Source organism: Bacteroides sp. 1_1_14 (genome assembly GCF_000162515.1).
Taxonomy (GTDB): domain Bacteria; phylum Bacteroidota; class Bacteroidia; order Bacteroidales; family Bacteroidaceae; genus Bacteroides; species Bacteroides thetaiotaomicron.
Map to the genome: position 1 here is coordinate 604,182 of NZ_GG774705.1, position 24,419 is coordinate 628,600.

Here is a 24,419-nt window from a genome sequence, read left to right on the forward strand (position 1 = left end):
ACCTATATGAACAGAAACTTGTTAAAACTGATTGTTGCTTGCGGAGCTGTCTGCTTCATCGCCTGCACAGCACCTCAGAAAGCAGAAACAGAAAAATGGAGCGAACGTATGGCACGCTCTGAGATGAAACGTTTTCCCGAACCCTGGATGATTGAAAAAGCAAAAGTACCCCGTTGGGGATATACCCACGGACTTGTTGTAAAGTCTATGCTGGAAGAATGGAAACATACCGGAGACAGCACTTACTATGAATATGCCAAAATCTATGCAGACAGTCTGATCGATACGGACGGCCATATTAAAACGATGAAATATCTTTCATTCAACATTGATAACGTCAATGGCGGCAAGATTCTTTTTGATCTTTATGCACAATCAGGAGATGAACGCTATAAAATAGCTATGGATACCCTACGTAAACAGATGGCAGAACAACCCCGCACAAGTGAAGGAGGATTCTGGCATAAGCTAAGATATCCTCATCAGATGTGGCTGGATGGCATCTTCATGGCTTCTCCTTACTTGGTACAGTATGGCAGTACTTTCCAGGAACCGGCACTATACGATGAAGCTGTGAAACAGATTCTTCTGATAGCACGCAAAACTTACGACCCCACCACAGGACTTTACTATCACGGGTGGGATGAAAGCCGCGAACAGAAATGGGCAAATCCCGAAACCGGTTGTTCTCCTAATTTCTGGAGCCGCAGTATCGGATGGTATGGAGCAGCCTTGGTAGACGTACTGGATTATCTCCCCCAGGAAACGACCGGACGAGACAGCGTAATGCAGATTCTTCAGGGATTGGCAAAGACTTTAGTGAAATATCAGGATCCTCAGTCCGGCACCTGGTATCAGGTAACTGATCAGGGAGCGCGTGAAGGAAATTACCTGGAATCTTCGGCAACCGCCTTATTTATCTATACACTTGCCAAAGCTGTCAATAAGGGATATATCGGCAAGGACTACATCCAACCTACCCGCAAAGCTTTTGATGGAATGGTCAAGACATTTACCCATCTTGAAGAAGACGGCAGCTATACCATTACGAATTGTTGTGCGGTAGCCGGACTGGGCGGAGACTCCAAAAGATACCGTGACGGTTCATTCGAATATTATATCAGCGAACCGGTTATAGAGAATGACCCGAAATCAGTAGGATCGTTTATTCTGGCAGCCATCGAATATGAGAAAATGACAGACAAATAAATGTAAAGATATGAACTCCAAAAACGATAAAGTACAATGAGAAAATTTAAGATTCTTCCTCTCTTATTGCTGCTGTTGACATTGGCAACCTCTGCCGCAGCACAAAAGAAAACACAAAAGACGTATATCCCATGGAGCAACGGCAAACTCGTCGTTTCTGAAGAAGGACGTTATCTGAAACACGAAAACGGCACTCCTTTCTTCTGGCTGGGAGAAACCGGCTGGCTGCTGCCTGAACGTCTGAATCGTGACGAAGCCGAATATTATCTGGAACAATGCAAACGCCGCGGATATAACGTGATTCAGGTTCAGACATTGAATAATGTCCCGTCTATGAATATCTACGGACAGTATTCAATGACTGACGGCTACAACTTCAAGAATATCAATCAGAAAGGTGTATATGGTTATTGGGATCATATGAATTACATTATCCGTACCGCAGCAAAGAAAGGTCTTTATATCGGCATGGTCTGCATCTGGGGAAGTCCGGTAAGTCATGGCGAAATGAATGTAGATCAGGCAAAAGCATACGGCAAGTTCCTGGCAGAACGCTATAAAGACGAACCTAACATTATCTGGTTTATCGGTGGGGATATCCGTGGTGATGTGAAGACTGCCGAATGGGAAGCATTGGCAACCTCCATCAAGCAATCGACAAGAACCATCTGATGACATTCCACCCGCGTGGCAGAACGACTTCTGCCACTTGGTTCAACAATGCACCATGGCTGGATTTCAATATGTTCCAGAGCGGACACCGCCGTTATGGACAACGTTTCGGTGACGGAGATTATCCCATCGAAGAAAATACGGAAGAAGACAACTGGCGTTTTGTAGAACGCAGTATGGCTATGAAACCGATGAAGCCCGTTATAGACGGTGAACCCATCTACGAAGAAATACCGCACGGTCTGCACGATGAGAACGAATTACTTTGGAAAGATTATGATGTACGCCGGTACGCTTACTGGTCTGTATTTGCCGGTTCTTTCGGACATACGTATGGTCATAACTCCATCATGCAATTTATCAAACCGGGCGTAGGCGGTGCTTATGGTGCTAAAAAGCCCTGGTATGATGCTCTGAATGATCCCGGATACAATCAAATGAAATATCTGAAGAATCTGATGCTGACTTTCCCATTCTTCGAACGAGTACCGGATCAGTCTGTCATCACCGGACAGAATGGCGAACGTTATGACCGTGCCATCGCAACACGCGGCAATGACTATCTGATGGTATATAACTATACCGGACGTCCGATGGAAGTTGATTTCAGCAAAATCAGCGGTGCCAAGAAGAACGCATGGTGGTACACAACCAAGGATGGTAAACTGGAATATATCGGTGAATTTGACAACGGTGTGCACAAGTTCCAGCACGATAGCGGCTACAGCAGCGGAAACGATCATATCCTGATTGTAGTAGACAGTAGTAAGGACTATGTGAAGAAAGACTGGACAGAACTGCCGGACCAGCAAGGTGCCGGAGCCTAGTTTCCATTCACTCTATCAAATTGACACTCATGAATAAAAAGATACTTATATTATCATTCTTATCTGTTCTGTTTCTTGCAGCAGGTCCGATACGTGCAGCCATAGGTGTAACCAATCTGCGGACAGAGCAGCTAAAGAATCCGTCGGGTATCGATACGCACCAACCCCGTCTGAGTTGGCGTATCGAGTCGAACGAACAGAATGTGATGCAAACCGCGTATCACATTCTTGTTGCATCTTCCCCCGATCTATTGGCACAAGGGAAAGGAGATATGTGGGATTCCGGAAAAGTAGAAACAGATGCTTCCCAATGGATAACCTACCAGGGAGAAAATTTGAAACGCAATGCTCCCTACTTCTGGAAGGTGAAGGTTTACACCAATAAAGGTGAAAGTGATTGGAGTAGTCCGGCTTTCTGGAGCATGGGACTATTCAATGAAGCAGACTGGCAAGGTCAGTGGATCGGTCTGGACCGTGCAGCTCCGGGGGACAGTGAAACTCAATGGAGTCGCCTGGCAGCCCGTTATCTTCGCAAGGAATTTGCCTTGAAGAAAGAAATAAAGCGTGCCACAGTGCACATCGCCGGAATGGGATTGTACGAACTGTTCATCAACGGACAACGCATAGGTGATCAGGTACTGGCCCCCGCTCCTACCGATTACCGGAAGACAATCTTGTATAACACATACGATGTCACTTCCCAACTTCAGCAAGAGAACGCCATCGGTGTTACTTTAGGCAATGGTCGTTTTTATACCATGCGTCAGAATTACAAACCATACAAGATTCCGACCTTCGGATATCCCAAACTACGCCTGAATCTGATCGTTGAATATGCTGATGGCAGTAAGGAGACAATCGCGACGAATACTTCATGGAAACTGACAACCGAAGGTCCTGTCCGCAGCAATAACGAATATGACGGCGAAGAATATGACGCCCGCAAAGAACTGGGAAACTGGACGCAGACAGGTTATGACGATACAAAATGGATGCCGGCAGAACGCGTCAGTATTCCTTCGGGTACACTTCGTGCCCAAATGATGCCGGGGATGAAAGTAACGGAAACACTGAAACCTGTTTCTATCCAAAAAATGGGTGACAAATACATTATGGATACCGGTCAGAATCTGGCAGGATGGGTACGTTTCCGTATCAAAGGTCAGGCAGGCGACAGCATTCGTCTTCATTTTGCAGAACGTCTGGAATCAGATGGAGAAATCTTCACGAAAAACCTGCGCGACGCACATTGCACGGATATATATGTAGTTAGCGGACGTGAACCGCAAGGTGCCACCTGGGCTCCCCGTTTTGTATATCATGGTTTCCGTTATGTGGAAATCAGCGGATATCCGGATGCCAAGACCGAGGATTTCGTAGTGGAAGTCGTAGAAGATGAGATGGATCATACAGGCTCTTTTTCCTGTTCGGACGAAACATTGAACCAAGTTATACGTAATGCATTCTGGGGGATTCGGAGTAACTATAAAGGTATGCCGGTAGACTGTCCCCAACGTAACGAACGTCAGCCCTGGCTGGGAGATCATGCAATGGGCTGTTGGGGGAAAGTATGTTTTTCGACAATCATGCCATGTACAACAAATGGGCACGTGATATCCGCGAAGCACAGCGCGAAGACGGCTGTATTCCTGATGTAGCTCCGGCTTACTGGAACTATTATTCGGATAATGTCACATGGCCTGCTACCCTGCCCCTAATCTGTGATATGCTCTTCACCAATTATGGAGACATGCGTCCGATAGAAGATAATTATCCGGCTATCAAGAAATGGGTATCGCACATCCGTGAGTATTATATGACAAAGGACTACATCATCACCAAAGATAAATATGGAGACTGGTGCGTTCCACCCGAATCGTTGGAAATGATTCACAGTCAAGATCCTGCCCGCAAAACAGATGGTGCCTTGATCGCTACCGCCTATTACCTGAAAGTGTTGCAACTGATGCATCGCTTCGCCAGTCTTCAGGGATTGACTGCAGATGCAAAAGATTGGGAAGACCTGGAACATATAATGAAGGATGCATTCAATGCACATTTCTTGCATATAAAGGAAGGTACTTCACTTGTACCCGGTCATACTTTATATCCGGATAGTGTTTTCTACGGGAATAATACTGTAACAGCTAATATTCTGCCACTTGCCTTCGGTCTCGTGCCCAAAGCACATATCAAAGAAGTAGCAAAAAATGCAGTAACCACCATTATTACAACGAACAAAGGGCATATCAGTACCGGAGTAATCGGTACGCAATGGCTGATGCGTGAATTGAGTCGTCGGGGCCATGCAGATATAGCTTATCTGTTGGCTACCAATGATACATATCCTTCGTGGGGGTATATGGCGGCACAAGGTGCCACCACTATTTGGGAACTTTGGAACGGTGACACGGCAAATCCCGGAATGAACAGCGGAAACCATGTTATGTTATTAGGAGACTTACTTCCCTGGTGTTTCAACAATCTGGCAGGTATCCGTGCCGACCGTTGGAAATCCGGTTACAAACATATTGTTTTCCAACCTGCTTTCGAAATTCAGGAATTGAGTAACGTGGATGCTTCTTATATGAGTATCTACGGAAAGATTACCAGTCGATGGAAAAAGACTCCTATGCATCTGGAATGGGATATCGAACTTCCTGCCAATACTACAGGAGAAGTGCATCTGCCGGATGGACGAAAAGAAAAAATAGGTTCCGGAAAATATCATTTCAGCGTAGATATACCGACACGGAATGCTGCCATCATCAGCGATGAATTTCTATATGAGAAAGCTTCTTTCCCGGAATGCCACGGGGCAACCATTGTAGAACTGAAAAACGGTGACCTCGTTGCTTCTTTCTTCGGTGGAACCAAAGAACGTAATCCGGATTGCTGCATCTGGGTTTGCCGCAAGCCCAAAGGTGCCAAAGAATGGACGGCTCCCAAGCTGGCTGCCGACGGAGTTTTTTCACTCAAAGATTCGCAGGCTGCTTTAGCCGGCATAGATTCGACCTGCACTCCTGTAGTGGATGCCAAAGGAAAACTGACTGCCCGCCGGAAAGCTTGCTGGAATCCTGTACTTTTTCAGATACCGGGAGGAGATTTAATTCTGTTCTACAAAATAGGACTAAATGTAGGCGACTGGACCGGCTGGCTGGTTCGTTCAAAAGACGGTGGGAAAACTTGGAGCAAACGTGAAGCCTTGCCGGAAGGATTTCTAGGTCCTATCAAGAACAAACCGGAATACATCAACGGTCGCATCATCTGCCCGTCAAGCAGAGAGGGCAAAGGGGGATGGCGCATTCATTTTGAATATTCGGATGATAAAGGCAAAACCTGGAAAACGACAGAGTCGGTACCTGCCAAACTGTCTGTCCCGACTCAGAACCGTAAGAAAGATGGTATTAACGTAGATGATCAGGAAGCGGGAGAAGCTATTCAGGGAGAAGGGGCACAACCGATTCTTGCCATCCAACCTAGTATCCTAAAGCATAAGGATGGAAGACTGCAGGTACTTTGCCGTACACGCAATGCAAAGATTGCAACATCCTGGAGCAGCGACAATGGTGAAACTTGGAGTAAAGTGACATTAAGCAATGTTCCGAACAACAATTCCGGAACAGATGCCGTGACAATGAGTGACAGACGTCACATTCTCATTTACAATCATTTCTCCACATTGCCAGGTACACCGAAAGGTCCCCGTACTCCTCTCTGCGTAGCCATATCAGAAGATGGAATCAACTGGAAACCGATTCTGACATTAGAGGACAGCCCTATCAGCCAATATTCTTATCCAAGCATTATCCAAGGGAAAGATGGAAAGTTACATGCAATCTATACCTGGCGTCGCCAACGAATCAAGTATACAGAGATAGATCTCTCAAAGCTTAAGTAGTAGCTGAATAAAAGAAAAACAGATTCTCTGTTATCATTATACCGCACTGACAATTATCGTATCAGTGCGGTATTTTATTGTTTACAGGTTTATCAATACTCCTTATTGCTGTATAAATTGCATAGACCACATAAATATATTATTTTTGTTCCTCAGATTTAAATGTAAAACAATCATGGCAGATAATTATATAGAAAGACAACAAGAGCAATACGAGGCCAGAAAAGCAGCTTGGAAACAGGCACAGAAATATGGGAAAAAGAAAACGGCTACCAGCAGTCAAGTCAAAACGGAGGTAGCAGGTGAAATTGTTTCAAAACCGGACAGCCTGAAAAAAAGAGTATTCGTGACAGGCGGAGCGGAAGGCATAGGGAGAGCAATAGTAGAAGCATTCTGTAAAGACGGACATCAAGTAGCCTTCTGTGACATTAATGCTGTGTCCGGTCAACAAACAGCAAGAGATACCGGAGCCATATTTCATTCTGTTGACGTTAGTGATAAAGAAGCACTCGAAAGCTGTATGCAACAGATATTGGATGAATGGAAGGACATTGACATCCTCATCAATAATGTCGGTATCAGCAAATTTTCTTCCATTACAGAAACAAGTGTCGAAGATTTCGACAAGATTCTTTCTGTCAATCTTCGTCCTGTATTTATTACTTCACGGTTATTTGCCATTCATCGTAAGGGACAGTCTGATTCTAATCCTTATGGAAGAATCATTAATATCTGCTCAACACGTTATTTGATGAGTGAACCGGGAAGTGAAGGTTATGCAGCTTCCAAAGGTGGTATCTATTCTCTGACTCATGCATTAGCTTTATCATTATCCGAATGGAATATCACAGTAAACTCCATTGCTCCGGGGTGGATACAAACACAAAATTATGATCAACTCCAACCAGAAGACCATTCTCAGCACCCTTCCCAACGAGTGGGCAAACCGGAAGATATTGCCCGTATGTGTTTATTTCTCTGCCGGGATGAGAATGATTTTATCAATGGTGAGAATATAACCATTGACGGAGGTATGACGAAAAAGATGATTTATACAGAATAAAGTTCTGTATTCAACGCATCCCGTGTAATCTCTATTCCCGTCTCCACAATAGAAGCTGCATGATGGAACTCCAGCATATCATAAGCATTGCCGGACATCTGAATTAAGATATCCGGCTGACAACGTTCTATTTGATAACGGGTAATTTGCTGCATCATCATTCTTGAAGATTCTGTCAACAAGTTATAAGGACTCATTTTCTTTTTCTTACCGCAATCAATCGGAGCATTGACATCGACTGCTATCAGAATATCCTCTTCCGTACGATGCACCTGATTCAGCGGAAGGGGATTCAGTATTCCTCCGTCAATCAGAACCATACCATCTTTCCGTAAAGGCCGGAAGAGCATCGGTATAGAAATAGTAGCACGGATAGCATCATACAAATTACCACTATCGAACCTCACTTCCTGATCGCAAACAATATCAGTAGCCATTGCTACGTACGGTATAGGCAATTCTTCAATATTCATAACGGGAATAATCTGCTTCAGTTCTTTGATAAAACGATCCCCCTTCACCAAGCCGTCCCGACTTAATGTCAGATCCGCCAGTTCCCACATCTTACGTTTATCCCAGCTATAGAGCCATTCTTTACATTCCTCCAGCTTTCCCGAAGCATACATTGCGCCTACCATCGCTCCCATCGAGCTTCCGGCAATAGAAGTTATCTCGAAATTATGACGTAACAATTCTTCAATGACTCCAATATGCGCAATACCACGTGCGCCACCCATAGAAAGGACTAATGCTACTTTTTGCTTATCCATATAATATACGTTTTTATTAGCTGTCCACAATATAACACATTTTCCGCAATAAAAGATGTCCGACCAGCTCTATTATTCTAGAAGCAAATGAAGCAAAAAGCAGCAATCCTCTCTATGTCAGAGATATTGCTGCTTATAGTATGCATTAATAAAAAAGTATCTTTGAGGCTCTATTTCCCTTCCTTTGCTTTTTCCGCCTTTCGCTTTTCTGCATAGTCTTTATACATTTGGCGCCAGTTACGGCCATGCTCATAGAAATACAGTTCGATCTTCGTTTTATAAGCTTTAAAGATAGCAGATATCTGTTTCATGCTTTTGTAATCAACAGCTTGTTCGCGAGCCAGTTTCAGCTGTTCAAGTATAAAGGCTGTTTCTTCCTCCGTCATATCAGGAACAATCTCCTGATACCCTTTCATGGTAAATGCTACCTTGCCAACTGTATATTTATCTAAAATCTGCTCAACTTGTTCTTCCGTCAGTACTCTGCACAACCCTTTCATCAGTCTTTCATGAACCTCCTTGGGCATAGCTGAGTCTGCTATTATCTCACGTTCGAGCTGAGTTAACGGTTTGCCCGTTGTAGGATTGATACCCGCAGGTATTGTCGTATATGGATGATCATTATGCCAGTCTCGAACCTGGCGAAGATGATTATAAATAGTCGTCACCGCAAAACCTGATTTCTTTTCATCATCCAGATTGAGTGAAGCTACCCATTCCATTGCTTTCTTTTCAAGAGAAGCATCCGATTTCAATTTGGCAAAAGCCTTCTTATCAAAATAAGCAGCCACCTTGTCGAACGAACGAATTGCATTTTCCGGTAGTAACTCCCCTTTCTCTCCAAAACTGTACATGGCAGACTCCGGTTCGATAGTTACTTTACTCTCATCCAACATCTTTTTATCTAAATCGAAGACTTCGGCAAAGAAATCATAGACTGCATTTCTTTTATTCGGACCGAAATCATGTTTTTCTTTGGGAAGATGAACGTTCGTCACGTTGTCTTTCGCATCATAGAATCCATAGATACGCTGCAAATACGGAAATTCAAGTGCAGGAACACTTGCTGTCCAGTCCCCGCCATCAGAAACCACTAATTGCGGACGGGGAGCGAATGTTGCAGCCAGTTCGGCATTACAAGTACCTCCTGCCGATAGCTGAATAGGCATACCGCTTTCACAAGGACAACCACCATCGAAATGAGAAGCCAGACTAACCACCGGGGCAGAAGCAGTAAAACGGTCATCCAACGTTGTCAGTAGTACAGTATGCGTTCCACCACCGGAACCACCGTTGGCACCAATACGCTTGGTATCGATATCTTTACGGGAAGCAAGCATATAATCGAGAATCAACAATCCATTCATTGCCTGAATAGTATGTGCCGCACTACTACGATGCGCCGCACTTCCCACCTGGAGAATTGATTCTCCCCAGCCAAACAAATCATAATCGACACAAACAGCTCCCATACGAGCTAATGTGCCCATACGCTGCTGCTGATCTTCCCGATAACGACCGCCACCAAAATGTCCGTTCGGACAAATAATCAGAGCGTGTTTCCCTTTCGATTGAGGCGTATAAACAGCCCCGCAAACATACAGTCCCGGTAGAGTTTCAAGTGCGAAATTCTGCACAGTATAGCCATCAAACTTCCGTATTTTCGATAGAATGGGGGTTGAGTTTACACATTGGGCCAATAAAGTATCGATCCCCAAACGTTGACGGACCTCTTTTCTCAGTGAATCGGCACGAAGTTCAAAAGCCTGCTTATCCGCATAAAGCGTATTGAGATAAGCCAGCATTTTTTCTCCGTCAGCATCTGTACGACGAGGATATTCATAAGCCTTCAACTTATATAGATTACCGCTCTGTCTGACAAATTTGTAATCGAATGGTGACAACACATTCGTCAAAGATTCTTCTACAGAATAAGGGCGGATACGGAAATCAGCATAAGGTAAAATCTTTCCTACCGTATCGATATCATATTTCAGACGGATTCCGAAACGATTTTGAATATCTGCCAATACTTCATTCAAGGGACGGGCAAATTCCGTCTCGTATGTCTGCGTCTGTGCTTCTGCCGAAAGAGATGCAGCGAGAAGCAATGAGAAAAGGATTCGTTTCATTTTCTTATATTTATAAATATGTAACCTCCCAAGAGGTTTATTTCAGTTTTATTTCTTCACCGTTAATGATTACGTTATCCATAGTGATACGTTCACAATCTTCAAAGATACACTTCTGTCTGGCTCCCTGAATATGGATGTCACGCAATACAATGTCAGAAATCGGAGCTTCTTCCAGTCCTACTATTTTAATCGGAGTCTTTGCATCCGTCACAGTCATACCGCTGATATGAACATTACGAAATATCGGAGTACGCTCACTCTTTGCTTCTGCAGGCATTTGGCTGTATTTCAGATTCAAGACGACAGCCTCCTGCTTGATGTTACTCATTACGATATTGCTGACACGGATATCCTCTACGACTCCTCCCCTTCCACGGGTTGACTTGATGCGGATACCACGGTCGGTTCCGTCAAATACACAGTTAGAGATCGTGACCTTACGTACACTGCCACTCATTTCACTGCCGATCACTACACCACCATGACCGGCAAGCATCGTACAATTGGTAATAGTAATATTCTCACACGGCACTCCCAAGCGGCGGGCTTGTGCGTCTCTTCCGGATTTAATCGTAATGCAGTCATCGCCTACAGAAATATGGCAATCACTGATATGTACATTCCGGCAGGATTCAGGATTGATTCCATCCGTGTTGGGAGAAGGGACATTATTTATTGTGATCCCTTTGATGGTCACATTATCACAAAACTCCGGATTAACAGTCCAGAAAGGAGAATTGACAATTTTCACTCCTTCAATCTTCACCTTCTTGCAACGAACAGGCTGAATGAACGGAGGGCGGAAAAAACGACGCTGCAAAGTGCTGACATAATCTTTATTCGTCTCTGCATAGATGGCAGTCGTATCATTCTGAGCATCCCACATCGGCTGATATTTATTAACATCACGCATACCATTATCTTTTAGGTCAATCATTACACGAAAGAACTCCATCCACCACTTCTTACCTTGACCATCCAGTGTACCTTCTCCCTTAATAGTAATATTTTCCGCATCAACCGCATAGATTAACGGCTGGAAACTTTTCATCATGACTCCTTCGTGACGTACTTCTACAAAAGGAAGATAATCATCAAAGTTGTCTGAAAAAAGCAGGGTAGCTCCGGCTTCCAGTTCCAGTGTAATGTTACTTTTCAGATGGATACTTCCCGTCAGATACGTTCCGGCAGGAAAAAAGAGCGTACCTCCGCCTCCACGATTCAAACGGTCAATCGTTGAATTTATCAGCTTTGTATTGAGAGCTTTCCCATTTGCTTTTGCACCCGCTTTCAACATATCAACGCGTTCGGCACGAAGGATCGCTGTTGCGCAAAGGCAAAGAAAAGCCAAAAGAGTGATTCGTAAATTCATATTCTATATTATTAAATAGTTCTTCTTTTTTATATCTTATTCGGCAGCAACAAACTTATATGTCCCGCTTTGTACTTCTTTCGGTTCTTTTTCACCCGGAAGATATACGATAGCAGTGGTATTCACCGGTACAGATACATTCAGAGTAAAAGTACCGCTCTGACGAGTCCAGTCTACCAGAATCGTACCGTAAAGAGTCTCATAAGTTGATTTAACGTATTTCAAGTCTCCTACCGGCTTCGGAGCAATGACAAATTTCTGATAACCTTGCATTGGCTCATCCTTTTCATTTACAGAAGCTGATAATGTTGTAGACGGACGAATACCAATCAATGAATTAAAGAACCATTCATCAATCTGTCCCATCATAAAATGATTCCATGAAGAACCCTGACGCGGGTCCCACTGCTCCGTCAATGTAGTTGCACCAAACTTCAGCTGGAAGCCGTATCCGGGAGCTTCTTCATGATTGAACATCTTATAAATAAGCTCATGCTGTCCATTACGTGCCAATGTCTGAATCAGATAGCGGTTTCCCACATCTCCGGTAGTCAAACGATTGCCGTGTGATTCCACATCTTTAATCAGATTCGTCAACACTTTGGCAGTCAGACTTGCATCCGGTGTGTAATCTCCTTTATCTCCTGTACTTTGAGTCATCTGAAGGAAGATGGGAAGCGCATTACTAGCTTGACTCCCTGTACCATATTGTGCTGTATTACTATCCAGAAACCGTTTGTTAAACGCTAGCATTATATCATGTGCTAATGAACTGTAATAACGAACGTCAAATTCATTGCCTACCATTCGGGCAGCCTTTATCAGATACATGACAGTCATATAATAATGTGCCGTAGCCACCAACGGAACAGGTGTATTACGGGAGAATCCGGCGCGGAAATCTCCATAATCATACCAGTCACCCAATCCGAAAGAAAGAATACCGTTATCTGCCCGAGTCTTAAGATAGTCAGTGTAACGACGCATATGCTGATAATATTTCTTTATCAAAGAATCATCTCCGTAAGTTTCATAGTACATAAACGGGAAAATAACCAGTGAACCTCCCCACTCCGGGGATTCGGCAAAAGCATCCATTCCGGGGCCTTCAAAGACTACATACTCCGGAGCCGTTGTGGGCATTGCTCCATTCGGATGCTGGGCGTCTGCCATATTCTGCATAATCTGTGGAGCATAGGCCGTCAGATCATAATTATAGAGTAGTCCTGGTCCATTGAGGTGCACCTGTTCCAGCCATCCGAGTTTCTCCCGATGCGGACAATCGGTAAATACGGATTGCATATTACTGCGAACCGCCTTCTCAATCAATCGATGAGCTGCATTGAATATTCGGTTGGAAGATTCGAATGTAGAGACTTTCTTTGCCGAATTATAGACAAAACAGGATTGAATGTTTTTAAGGACAGGCAGTTTCTGAGGATTTTTCTGTCCTTTCAAGACAGCACCTTCTACCTGAATGTACCGAAAACCATAATATGAAAAACGAGGATGCCAGATTTCATCACCTTCACCTTTCAGTGTATATTCATAATAATGCTGACGCCCTGTCTGACGCTGATTACAAGCTCCTTCATCCGTCAATGCTTCCGCTACTATCAAGGTGACTTTCTGTCCTCGTTTACCACGTACGGTTATCTCCGGAAAACCGGCCAGATTCTGTCCCATATCCAACACAACAGCAGAAGGGTCCACTGTTCGTTTGGTAGATTTGGAAGCAGCCATCACCTGTTCTGAATTCAACTTGGTTACTTTCTGAATATCATACCGTTCCATAATCTTCACCGGAGGTGCCATCTGCGGACGGAGCACTCCTTTCGGCGCTTCCTGAACCACTACCGGACGCCAATGGCTATCATTGAAACCAACTTGATTCCATCCTTTCTGTTCGCGACGGGCGTCATAATCTTCCCCTCCATAAATACAATTAAAGGTTATCGGAGTCAGATCATATTTCCACTCCTGATCCGAACGGATCGTCTCGCGTGTCCCATCCTCATAATTGATTACTAATTCAAATAAAAGTGTGGGAGGACCAAAACTAATCTGCAATTTACGATAGCGCCCTCCCTGTACATTATAGAATCCATTCCCCAATAAGATTCCTACAACATTCTCACCATCCCGTAACTGCTCCGTTACATCGTATGTATTATAATAAACACTCTTATCATAATCGCTCCAAAGCGGAGCAAATTCACTATCTCCTATTTTTTTTGCCATTCAGAGAAAACTCATAAAATCCCAGGCCACAAACGTACGCAGTAGCTTCCACGATTTTCTTTCCGGATTTCTGATTCGCATTCTTCCCTTTTAACTCTCCTGTCTGAAACGTTCTTCGCAAGCAAATACTTTTCTTTGCCAAAGTATCTACCGCTTCCCAAGCAGCTTTCACCTCCGGTTTCTTCAATTCACCGCCATGAAACTTTCGCCCTTCGGGAAGGTGCGAATCCTTACGAGTGATGGCTCCGATCCATTTCCCTGAAGAAAAGCCATCGGATGCCAAACGGAATTTTGCTTCCTGACTCCATTCGGAAGGAGTATCCGTCTCATCCCAGACACGCACACGCCAACTATAATTAAATGGATTATTCAAACATATATCCGCTCCTTCAGTCGGAACCAGCTGACTCTGTGAAGAAGTTACCTTTCCACTATTCCAGACGGAACGTCCGGTAAAAGCCTCTCTAATCTCTATTTCATAAGCAGTCTGTCTCGTGCCATTCTCCGGTGATTCCATTGTCCATCCCAAACGGGGACAACTTTCAACGACCACCAGCCCTTCCTGCATTTCGCAGGTAAGGCGGCTAATCGTTATATTCTTTGCCTGTACGAAGCATGGCAGACAAAGTAAAAGAAGAAGATATTTCTTAAAAGTCATTATTGCTCTGTCTCTTATCTGTTATAAATATATCACTTTAATGCATTCTCGCAAACAAGTCTTGTCAACGTATCTGCATGTCCTGCTTCTTTTCCATTCACAAAAATACGCAATCCTTTTCCACAATGATAGCGATCACCATTTTTATCCCAAAGAATCGTTAGATTATAACCATGATATAAAACATTATCCAGACAGAACCAATCCCATTTATCTGTCGGAATCAGCGGATTCACCTCTATCGTATCATCCAGACGCGGACGAAGTCCGACCAGTCCGGTAATCATCAAATCATTGAAAGTAGAATGGTTATAGTAACGGCTCCGTTCCTGATCGCCTTTCAGCCAATATCCGGTTACTTCGTCCAGATACTCGCCAATATATGGACGTCCACGATGATACTGCGACTCTACATACAATTCCATCTGACGGAAATATACGCTGTCAGACAAAACTGTCTGAGGATAATTATTCATGAAATTAGCCATGGCAGTTAACGTCTGTGCAGAAGCAAACGGCCAGATAGCCCCGTCCCATTCACATTTACCGACTCCGCGCGTGCGGAACTCAGGATGACGGCGTTCTGCCGTAGTCAATCCATAAGGAGCAGAAAATCCTTTCTCATCCATAATTTCTTTCCAGGCAACTTCATATTTCTTTGTTGTGTCCGGTAAATTGAAATACCACGGGATATACCCGATTGCCTCGCGCACATTGGCGGAAGAGTCAGTACGCATCGTTTCAAAGAACTGATGGCGTGTACTCCATAAATCGTTTTCTACGAGACTCTTTAATGTATCCGCTCTCATACCATACCTCATAGCCATTCCTTCATCACCGGAAAGGATTCCCATTATCGAAAGGGCTTTTGCATTACCATACATATAGCTGTTAATCGTCGGACGGGCATATTCTTTTTTTCGACCGCCACTGATGGATTCCTCCATGCCATCCTGTACATCACCCTGCCAATACAGTCCGTTCTTCAAACGGTTGGTACGTTCCCAACGCTGATATTCCGTTTCCAGATCCTTCGTCATATCCAGCATGAAATCCTTATCGCCATCCACCATATAGCGTGCCAGTACAGCATCTGCATTCCATGAACTAAACTTATCCATCTTCTTCATCGGTCCTCCATCATTGCCACGATACCATGTATGGATAATCTGATCCAGATATTTCGGATCACGCAGCCAACGACTTTCATAAATATGATGTCCGATAGCACAGGCAATCAGGTTATACTTATCCGAATAAGAACGCTGAACCAAAAACTCGGTCATACCATATCCGACGGGAGTCTCCTTGATATGCTTGCGCAATGACCACCAACGATAATAATACATTTCTTCAAAATTACGCTGCGGGCATTCAAACAAAGGGATATTTTCTTCCATCCATTCCGAAGCTTTGGCATTGGGAATTGCCTGAACAATATTTTCATCTTCCATGCCATTGAAAGATTCGGCATAATGACTAAAGTCTGCATATTTCAAAAAAGCGGAAGAAGCGTCCTTATCAGTGGACGAAGTCTTTACATTGGCTATACGATATTCTGCCAATGGTTCCTGTCCGCCTGCATCGGGCAAATCATACGTTTGGTCGGCAGGAGTATCCACAGTCGGGAATGTACGCATTTCTCCGGTACGGAAAGCAATCCGTTCAATCGTTGCTACCGGAGCATAAAACATACGCAGCCCTACCCTCTTACCATCCACATACACTTGAATATTACGATCGGTAGTCGAAAGAACTGCTTTTACATGATAAGTCTTTCCCGCTTCATATTTCATCATATTCGCAAAACGTGAACCACCTTTCATACGGAAAATGCCGTCCGGAGTGAGTTCCAATCGCGAACAGGCAATGCTGTTCTCATCCAGGAAATCAATCTGAAGTATACCTTTATCATTCTGTCCTGCCAACAAATCAAATGAGACTTTCAATTCTTTCGAAGCCGGAATCTTACGTTCTACCTTCGCATAGTCGAAGGGATCTTTATCCTGTAGCTTCAACCAAGCTCCTTCTAAAGAAACCGGTGCCCAAACCGGAGAATAAATATTCCAGTTGGTCAACTCAGCTATCGATCCAAACTTCGTAAAATCATCATCTGCGTGTGCAGAAGCATTAATCTCTACCGGAACAGGAATGCGGGAAATCCACATATCTTCTTTATTTACGCTATATGAAACCCATAAATCACCATCTGCAGGCACTCCGTTTCCTTCCTGAATGCCACGGGGATATTGAGGACCATATGATTTGTAATTTCCTCCATAGCGCATCGGAGTAATTTCACCATGTACCAAGTTTAATGTAGTATACTCCAATCCGTCCTTACTCAATGAGATAGCCAACGGCCAGCGGAATTCCGACGGATTATAAACCGTAGCATAGGTTCCATCGCTCAGACGTTGTCCCCAGATTTTCGCATTACTGTTGACAAATCCTTTTGCACGAAGCACAGGTTCTGCCCAGGTATGTCCCCCATCTTCACTGATCGAAGTCAAAGCGTGTTTCCAAAGACTCGCAATGCGTCCATCGGGCAATGTATAGCAATTGAATGCTTTATATCCTTTTTTCAGTGGAATGATCGGATCTTCACGGTCAGCTTCTTCTACCCATTGCATCATATAAAGCGGATTATCCAGTATTTCCTGGCAAGCCTTTACGAATTCCCAGTCTTTGCTCTTTTTAAAATAGGGATAATCGGTATTCTTTTCGTTGAATCCATGATTGTAATAAATGAAATAAATCGGTCCGAACGAACCGTCCTTCTTTATCTCACGTACTACCCGACCGATACCGTTTCCGTCGTTCGGATCATCTTTCTTATCCAAAGCTACTCCATAATTTCCCATCGTAATCAATCTGCCCGACTTAGATACATAAAAGCCTACACGCTGGTGCATGATAGCAATCAAGTCTTTTGCCTGCATACCCGGACGGGATTCTTTGGTATATCCGTCCGGCACTTTGTAAGGAGGAAACACTATTTCCGGATTTGTCCATTGATAACCGTCTTTCGAGGTCATAAGGAACGTTTGGGAAGGTGGTACATGTTCATCTGACGGATCTGCCAGATACTGATAATAAAACTGACCGTTCCAGTAAGCCAGCATAGGCTGATGATTGTAAGTCCATCCATTGCCGTTCGACGCTTCCGGATGCTCGCGATTGGCACGCACCAGTTGAATATTATGCACTCCCACTACCGGAGATAATTGTCCGTCGTGATAAGTGGGATTCGATAATTCTTTTCCTGTGTAATGGATTCTGTCCTGCGGAGTCTGCGCCTGAATGGTAGTCGCCATCCATCCGACAGCCAATACAAGAAGAATCTTCGTTGAGTTGTTCATGATTTATTTCAGGTTTTAGTTTATTCCGGATTCAACTTATCCGGTTTAAGTTTATTTCTTCTTGCTTTCTTCCAGCAATGTTTTAACATCTGATTCTGAAGCTTTAAAGATGGTTCCGTGTTTATGCCCGACAGGCACACTCACACTTTCTGTGATATCCGTGAAGTTCTTAAAATCACGGGTACACATGGCACCGTATATTTTCTTTTTATAAACATCAAAATAGATCAGATAATCATCACCTAATTTCTCGACAGACGGTCCCTCTACAAACGATTCGGTAAATGGTTGTGATGACGGCGAATAAGGTCCTGTCAGAGAGTCTGAAAAAGCAATTTTCAGATTACGTTCGGGACGTGTATTATCTTTGAGTACCATTACATAATCATTTTTTGCACGCTTCACAATGACAGCGTCGATTGAGCTGAAACCAGGATCATATAATACTTTCGTCTTGGATATTGTCTTAAAATCCTTTGTAGTGATGTAGTATAAACGATGATTATTCTCTTCTTCTTCGATTCCCTTTTCAAAACGACCTGGTACACATGAAGCCCATACTACCATAAACTGTTCGCTCTCGTCATCATAAAAAATCTCCGGAGCCCATACATTGACAGTGGTCGGTTCGTCTGCCATTACAGGAATCATTTGTTGCTCCGACCAGTGAATCAAGTCTTTGGAATTTGCATAACCAAAGCCTAAATCCCCTTTCCAGCTGGTGGTCCATACCAAATGATAAGTACCATCCGGTGTACGCACCATGGAAGGGTCACGCATCAGGCGATGTTGTCCCAATTCCGGCTTCAGCCAGACACCGGGAATACTGTCCCAGTGCATTCCGTCTTCACTATACAGATATCTCAAACCTTCATCAGCCGGTTCATGAAATGAAGTGAACATATAATAATCTTTATTCCCTCCACAAGAAGCTAAAAGCAGGATGCTTATTGCAGCTAATGTATTTCTTAACTTTCCCATTTCTATGATTGATTCTTTTACACTATACTAATATCCTTTATACAGAGACGATGAAAAGCCGGATTTGTACTCAAATAGATTGGAAGATTCGTCAGAATCAAAATTTAGAGACGATAAAAAGGGCGACTCTCCGAGCCACCCTTTCCTCCATCAAACAAACTAACCATTTAATAATGGGAAAGAATTCCACTTCTTTTTATAGTATCTCATTGGTTACCAATCCTTTTTTACCGGATTCTATACTTTTACAGCGTTCCTCCCCGTGCTTTTACACGTTTGGCCCACTCTTCACGCTCTTTCGTCAAATTATATCCCCTCTTGGCCAGATAATTGTTGATACGTCCTTTGTACTTGCCGAAAGCCGCATGTTTCTTATTTGAATTTTCCGCATCCATGGCAAACTCACGCGCTTCCACCAACCAGGCATAGATTTGTACCTTTTCTTCTTCTTTCAAAGAAGGAATCATATCAAGCGTAGCTTCATAAGTCACTTTCACCACACCATAAGTCATTCCATCTTTCACCGCTTCTATCTGTTCTTCATTCAAGAAGAGAGACAAGCTGGCAGGAAAGGCAAAATGAGAACGGTACAAAGCCGCATCTTTTTCGTTTTCAGCAGCCTTTAATGCTGCATTTTTCGCATCACCGGTCAAACCTGATTCCTTAACGTTTTTTACTTTTGCATCACGTATTTCATAAATATCATTCAGTTCGAAATAGCGATTAGCAATAATATTACAAACGTCTTCGGCTACTTTCACATCCGTAAGTCCTAGTTTATCTACAATTTTCTGCGAACGATTGACTATAGACTCTACATATTTCGGATCACGATTCTCTTTGTTCAAATCGACTGCTCCAGCAGATATCCAACCGCAAAGAAACAACAGAGACATTAAAACTATCTTTTTCATTTCATCTTATTTTTTATACCATATGCCAAAAGGAAACCCAGTCCCGGCATCTTATACCGATACCGGTTGCAGATTACATTAATTTTCCTTTCTCAGCCAATGTATCGTAGTTATTTTTTAAATCTCTCCAGTCTACTTTGTGTTTTGTACTGATTCCATTGATATACTTTTCAATATTCGTATATCCATCACCTGTACAATCTTTATTAGCATCACTTGGATCATTCGGATTCAATCCATTAGCAATTTCCCATTCATCCGGCATACCGTCACCATCCGTATCCACATACGGAGTTCCTTTGTATTCGGGGAAACCACCCATCTGACGAATATCAGTAATGATACCTATCTTATAAGAATCTTTAGGTAAACGACGATATTTAAACTGACCGTCTTCTCCCATTGACTTAGGAGACAAGCCTGTAAGATCACCATTAGCATCCTTCGCAAGTTTCTTGTCATAATAAGGAATACCTGTTTTTACTTCTTCTATGATGCGTTCGTCCACGATATCACGGCAGGGTATATTGGCACCGACATGTTTTGTCACATAATCATAAGCATCATTAGCTGATGTAATTTTGATATAAGGCATTGCAAACGGCTCATAGCTCCGCATATTCTCAGTATATCCCTCTGTATTTGGCTGACTCTCGATTTGGATACCACCATTCCAGTTATCTTTCGTGATTTCCGGATAGCCTTCCATAACGTTACCATCAGCATACACGCGACCGTATACCTTATAATTCAGTTTACTGCGTCCGGCTTCCGGTTTCAGAATACGGCAGCCTACCGTATTATTCTTTGGAGTAGCAGGACCGGGTTTATAATAGTTATTGATCATATTGAACATGGCAGTATAATCGCCACCATCAGAAGAACGATGCACCCAATTAAATACTACATTATTAACGAAGTTGAATACTCCATTCCAGCCTACAGACGGATTGCGACCAGAGTTGCTGGCCCAAAGGTTACGCATAAATGCACAGTTCTCACCTCCCAGTGTGCTACCGAATGCATGATTATAGGTATCCAGAGCTTTTGCAGAAATTGTATTCTGAATAGTCACATTGACTGTCGGAAGTTTCAAGTCCTTGCTTTCATATTGGCCTTCACTCGGATCGTACATATGACGATAGAAAGAAATATTTTCGTCCAGTCCCCATGTACATGAACAGTGGTCTATCATGATATTACCAATCGGATTACCACCGAAAGAGTCGTCACGATGCCATACTTTTGTTTCTCCACGACGGAATCTCATATGACGTACAACTACGTCGTGTGTATCCACCCAAAATGATTCTCCGGCAATGCAGACACCATCACCCGGTGCTGTCTGTCCGGCAATAGTAACGTAAGGTGCTCGAACAATAATCGGAGATTCCAGACGAATGATACCAGCCACATTGAATACAATAATACGTGCACCACCTGTCTCACAAGCTTCGCGGAATGAACCCGGACCACGATCATTCAGATTAGTAACCGTAATTACTTTACCTCCACGACCACCAAAACTATACATTCCACCTCCTTCAGCACCCGGAAACGAGGGAATTCTAGCTTGTGGCAAATCATAGGGACGACCAGCCCATGAGATATAAGGACGTCCTTCTTTTGCTTCTTTCAGTACTATAGGTAACGCTTTCTCCCATGCTTCATCAGAACGTTTCCGTTCCTCGGTCATCATCTTTGTATAATTCGCTTTGGCTTCGTCAGTTATCTGCGGGTATTGTGCCCATACAACGGTCGGAGTCAACATTGCAGCTGCAAAAGCTACTAAAAGTACATGTTTCTTCTTCATTTTTATTGGGTTTTGTGAGATTGATCATTCTAAAATACAATAATAAGACGTAAAACAAGGAAATATGTAATCAGAAAATATAATATATTTTCTATTCTAACTTTAAATACAAAAGGACCACTTATTCCTTAATATTCTTTTCAAAAGATCAAAGTGATAAATGGTCCTTAGGTTTATTTCAGAATGAACATTCTTCAGATCAAGTAATTATTTTGATAAACGAATTTACTCTGCCAAAGGATCAAAGGTACCATCAGCTCCACCTCTCCAATAGTCGCCCCATCCTATATTTTGTTCTAATGACACATTGTTTTGCATCGCATTCTTCTTAAAACCTAAGATATAATAATAAGGTTTAAATGTTGGAAGAATAGTTTCATCATTACCGTCAGTACTAAGATTTTTACGTTTAAAATGTTCTTGATAAAACTGAGCCAATGCCTTTACCTTTGCATCTGCATATGTTATTTCATCATCGGCTGATTCTGTACAAGTTATATCTTCAGTCAAACTTAATGCTGTCGGACGTTTATTCCATAATTCATCATAGGTTTCTTTTATTGTTTTATCTTCATTGTAGACATTATTACTTTTAGCAGCAATAAAATTTTTTGCATAAACCTCAATCCGATGTCTTCTCTGACCATTCAATGGTTCAACTCCTAAATAGTTACATGTATTGCCATTAAAACCTGTAAGTTTCCAAGTCGATTTCAGTGCTTCTTGGCCCACTCCACCATCAAATAACATCCAACGTCGCACATCGTGGAAACGTTTACCTTCATAAGCAAGTTCTATTTGACGTTCATAAAGTATAGCCTCAAATAGTTTAGCACGATCATTAAAAATAGCTGGATCTAATCCACAATTATCTGTATATCCTACACGCTTACGAATTCGTTTAAGAGCATTCACTGCCTCGTCAAAATGATTTGCCCCACAAGCAGCCTCCGCATAATTCAATAATACTTCGGCAAAACGTATTTCCATATATGGAGCAGCAGACTGTCTGAATCCATTACCTGAAGTCTTTTCAAAGATATATAAAGGATTAGAATTGAGTGCTAAATCATCTGTACGCTTACGCAAATAAATCCCCGTATTTTTGGTACCTAGACAATCAGCTGCATAGCCTGACTTAGAGTTACTATTACGATCATCTACATTATCATACCAACAATAATTCCACAACTTGTAATTATTCCCTGTAGTATACCCATTAATGCCATAAGGTAATTGACCTTTTTCACCAAAAGATTTCAAGTCATCACTATCAAACTTCCATTCTACACCAGGGAACGCAAAAGTGCGATAAAATCTTGGATCGCGGTTTAAAAAGAAAAGTTCTTGATTATAATCATAAGATCCATTCATGTCATTTGGTTTCTTCCCATCCGCCATTGGAAAAAGATCAACCATTTCTGCAGTGGGAGTCATACCACCCCCACCTCCAGCATTAGCTGGGCGAAGAGAATGTTCCCATCCATTCCATTTTTCAAGCTGTAAGTGCTCGGCTGGTGATACATTATTATATAAAGTTACTAATACTGCCTCAGAAACAGTTCCTCCACCACCTTCTGAGCCAATATAATCGGAGAATATCTTTCCCCAACCTGCTGCATTCTTTCCTGAATTGTTTTCATAAGCCAATCCAAAATTACCTTCTTCCAGTTTTTTTACAGCAGCTAAGTTTGTTTGATATGCAGTTTCCCATCGTGTAACATCATCCGCCCTATTAAAAAGCGGACTGGCATATAACAATTCCACACGACCTTTTAAAGCCAATGCTGCCCCCGATGTTATGCGTCCAAAATTCTTATTTTCAGACTCCCAACGTGCTGGCAGATAATCAGCAGCAGTTTGCAAATCTTTGCAAATAAAATCAATACATTCTTTTGTAGACGAGCGTGGAACTACCAAATGAATACCTTCACTATCTCCAATTATAGGATTTTGTACATTATCAATAATAGGTACACCACCATACATCATTACCATTAAATAATAACGCCATGCACGGAAGAAAAATGCTTGTCCCAACAATAACTGCTTTTGGTGTTCAGTTAAACTTTCACTGCCAATCACTCCTTCGATCATATCATTACACTCACGAATACGCACCCAAGGAGAATAATTGTTATCTAGATTAAAATAATCAGTAACAGTTTCATAATCTAGAGGAGAATTAGGATTCATCAAACCTGATATCCCTCCATATTCTTCTGTACATTTCGAATATTGATCACTTGTTCCCGTGCTTGGCATATCACCCATAGAACCAGTCAGATCAGATCCACCCGTCGCACTCGGCAGCATGATATAATACAAGTAAGCTATACGGTTATCAGCTGACTCATAATTTTCATAAATAGTCGTACCGTTAAAACTTCCATATAATTTTTTGTCTTCCAAAAATTGATCACTACAACCTGTAAAGACGGCAACTGTTATGGTCAGTAATGCAATTGAACCATACTTATTTATTTTCTTCATCATTGTAT

General features: G+C 42.7%; 10 protein-coding genes and 3 pseudogenes. 4 read left to right on the forward strand and 9 right to left on the reverse strand.

What is annotated here, in order from left to right; all coding sequences use genetic code 11:
• Positions 1-6 precede the first annotated feature (6 nt).
• From HMPREF9007_RS12590 to HMPREF9007_RS12575, 4 genes and pseudogenes are all read left to right on the forward strand, one after another.
• A complete protein-coding gene (locus HMPREF9007_RS12590; protein WP_008761655.1) occupies positions 7-1,209 on the forward strand; it encodes a glycoside hydrolase family 88 protein in 1,203 nt (400 codons plus the stop codon).
• A gap of 36 nt (positions 1,210-1,245) precedes the next feature.
• Positions 1,246-2,708, forward strand: a pseudogene (locus HMPREF9007_RS12585) (glycoside hydrolase family 140 protein).
• 29 nt (positions 2,709-2,737) lie between these two features.
• Positions 2,738-6,609: pseudogene (locus HMPREF9007_RS12580) on the forward strand (family 78 glycoside hydrolase catalytic domain).
• 175 nt (positions 6,610-6,784) lie between these two features.
• A complete protein-coding gene (locus HMPREF9007_RS12575; RefSeq protein ID WP_008761656.1) occupies positions 6,785-7,672 on the forward strand; it encodes an SDR family oxidoreductase in 888 nt (295 codons plus the stop codon).
• Here the strand turns inward: HMPREF9007_RS12575 and HMPREF9007_RS12570 are convergent.
• From HMPREF9007_RS12570 to HMPREF9007_RS12530, 9 genes and pseudogenes are all read right to left on the reverse strand, one after another.
• Entirely contained in the window at positions 7,660-8,442 is a 783-nt protein-coding gene (locus HMPREF9007_RS12570; protein WP_008761657.1) for a patatin-like phospholipase family protein, read from the reverse strand. The genes HMPREF9007_RS12575 and HMPREF9007_RS12570 overlap by 13 nt on opposite strands.
• Before the next feature lie 170 nt (positions 8,443-8,612).
• The gene (locus HMPREF9007_RS12565; protein ID WP_008761658.1) at positions 8,613-10,574 is read right to left on the reverse strand and encodes a DUF3826 domain-containing protein; all 1,962 of its coding nucleotides are present in this window, start codon (positions 10,572-10,574) and stop codon (positions 8,613-8,615) included.
• Positions 10,575-10,611: 37 nt separating this feature from the next.
• Positions 10,612-11,949, reverse strand: coding sequence for a glycoside hydrolase family 28 protein (locus HMPREF9007_RS12560; RefSeq protein ID WP_008761659.1), 1,338 nt, complete (start codon positions 11,947-11,949; stop codon positions 10,612-10,614).
• Between the two features lie 36 nt (positions 11,950-11,985).
• Positions 11,986-14,848 (reverse strand): annotated as a pseudogene (locus HMPREF9007_RS12555) (glycoside hydrolase family 78 protein).
• Positions 14,849-14,880: 32 nt separating this feature from the next.
• Positions 14,881-18,210: a glycosyl hydrolase family 65 protein gene (locus HMPREF9007_RS12550; RefSeq protein ID WP_008761660.1), complete on the reverse strand. Its 3,330-nt coding sequence runs from the start codon at positions 18,208-18,210 to the stop codon at positions 14,881-14,883.
• Between the two features lie 51 nt (positions 18,211-18,261).
• Positions 18,262-19,191 carry a glycoside hydrolase family 43 protein gene (locus tag HMPREF9007_RS12545; protein ID WP_008761661.1) on the reverse strand — a complete coding sequence of 310 codons (930 nt, stop codon included), beginning with the start codon at positions 19,189-19,191 and terminating at the stop codon, positions 18,262-18,264.
• 245 nt (positions 19,192-19,436) lie between these two features.
• Positions 19,437-20,105: a DUF3826 domain-containing protein gene (locus HMPREF9007_RS12540; RefSeq protein ID WP_008761662.1), complete on the reverse strand. Its 669-nt coding sequence runs from the start codon at positions 20,103-20,105 to the stop codon at positions 19,437-19,439.
• A 73-nt stretch (positions 20,106-20,178) separates the two neighbouring features.
• Entirely contained in the window at positions 20,179-21,918 is a 1,740-nt protein-coding gene (locus HMPREF9007_RS12535) for a thrombospondin type 3 repeat-containing protein (RefSeq protein ID WP_008761663.1), read from the reverse strand.
• 225 nt (positions 21,919-22,143) lie between these two features.
• On the reverse strand, positions 22,144-24,411 hold the full coding sequence (locus HMPREF9007_RS12530; protein ID WP_008761664.1) for a RagB/SusD family nutrient uptake outer membrane protein: 2,268 nt from the start codon (positions 24,409-24,411) through the stop codon (positions 22,144-22,146).
• Positions 24,412-24,419: the final 8 nt, after the last annotated feature.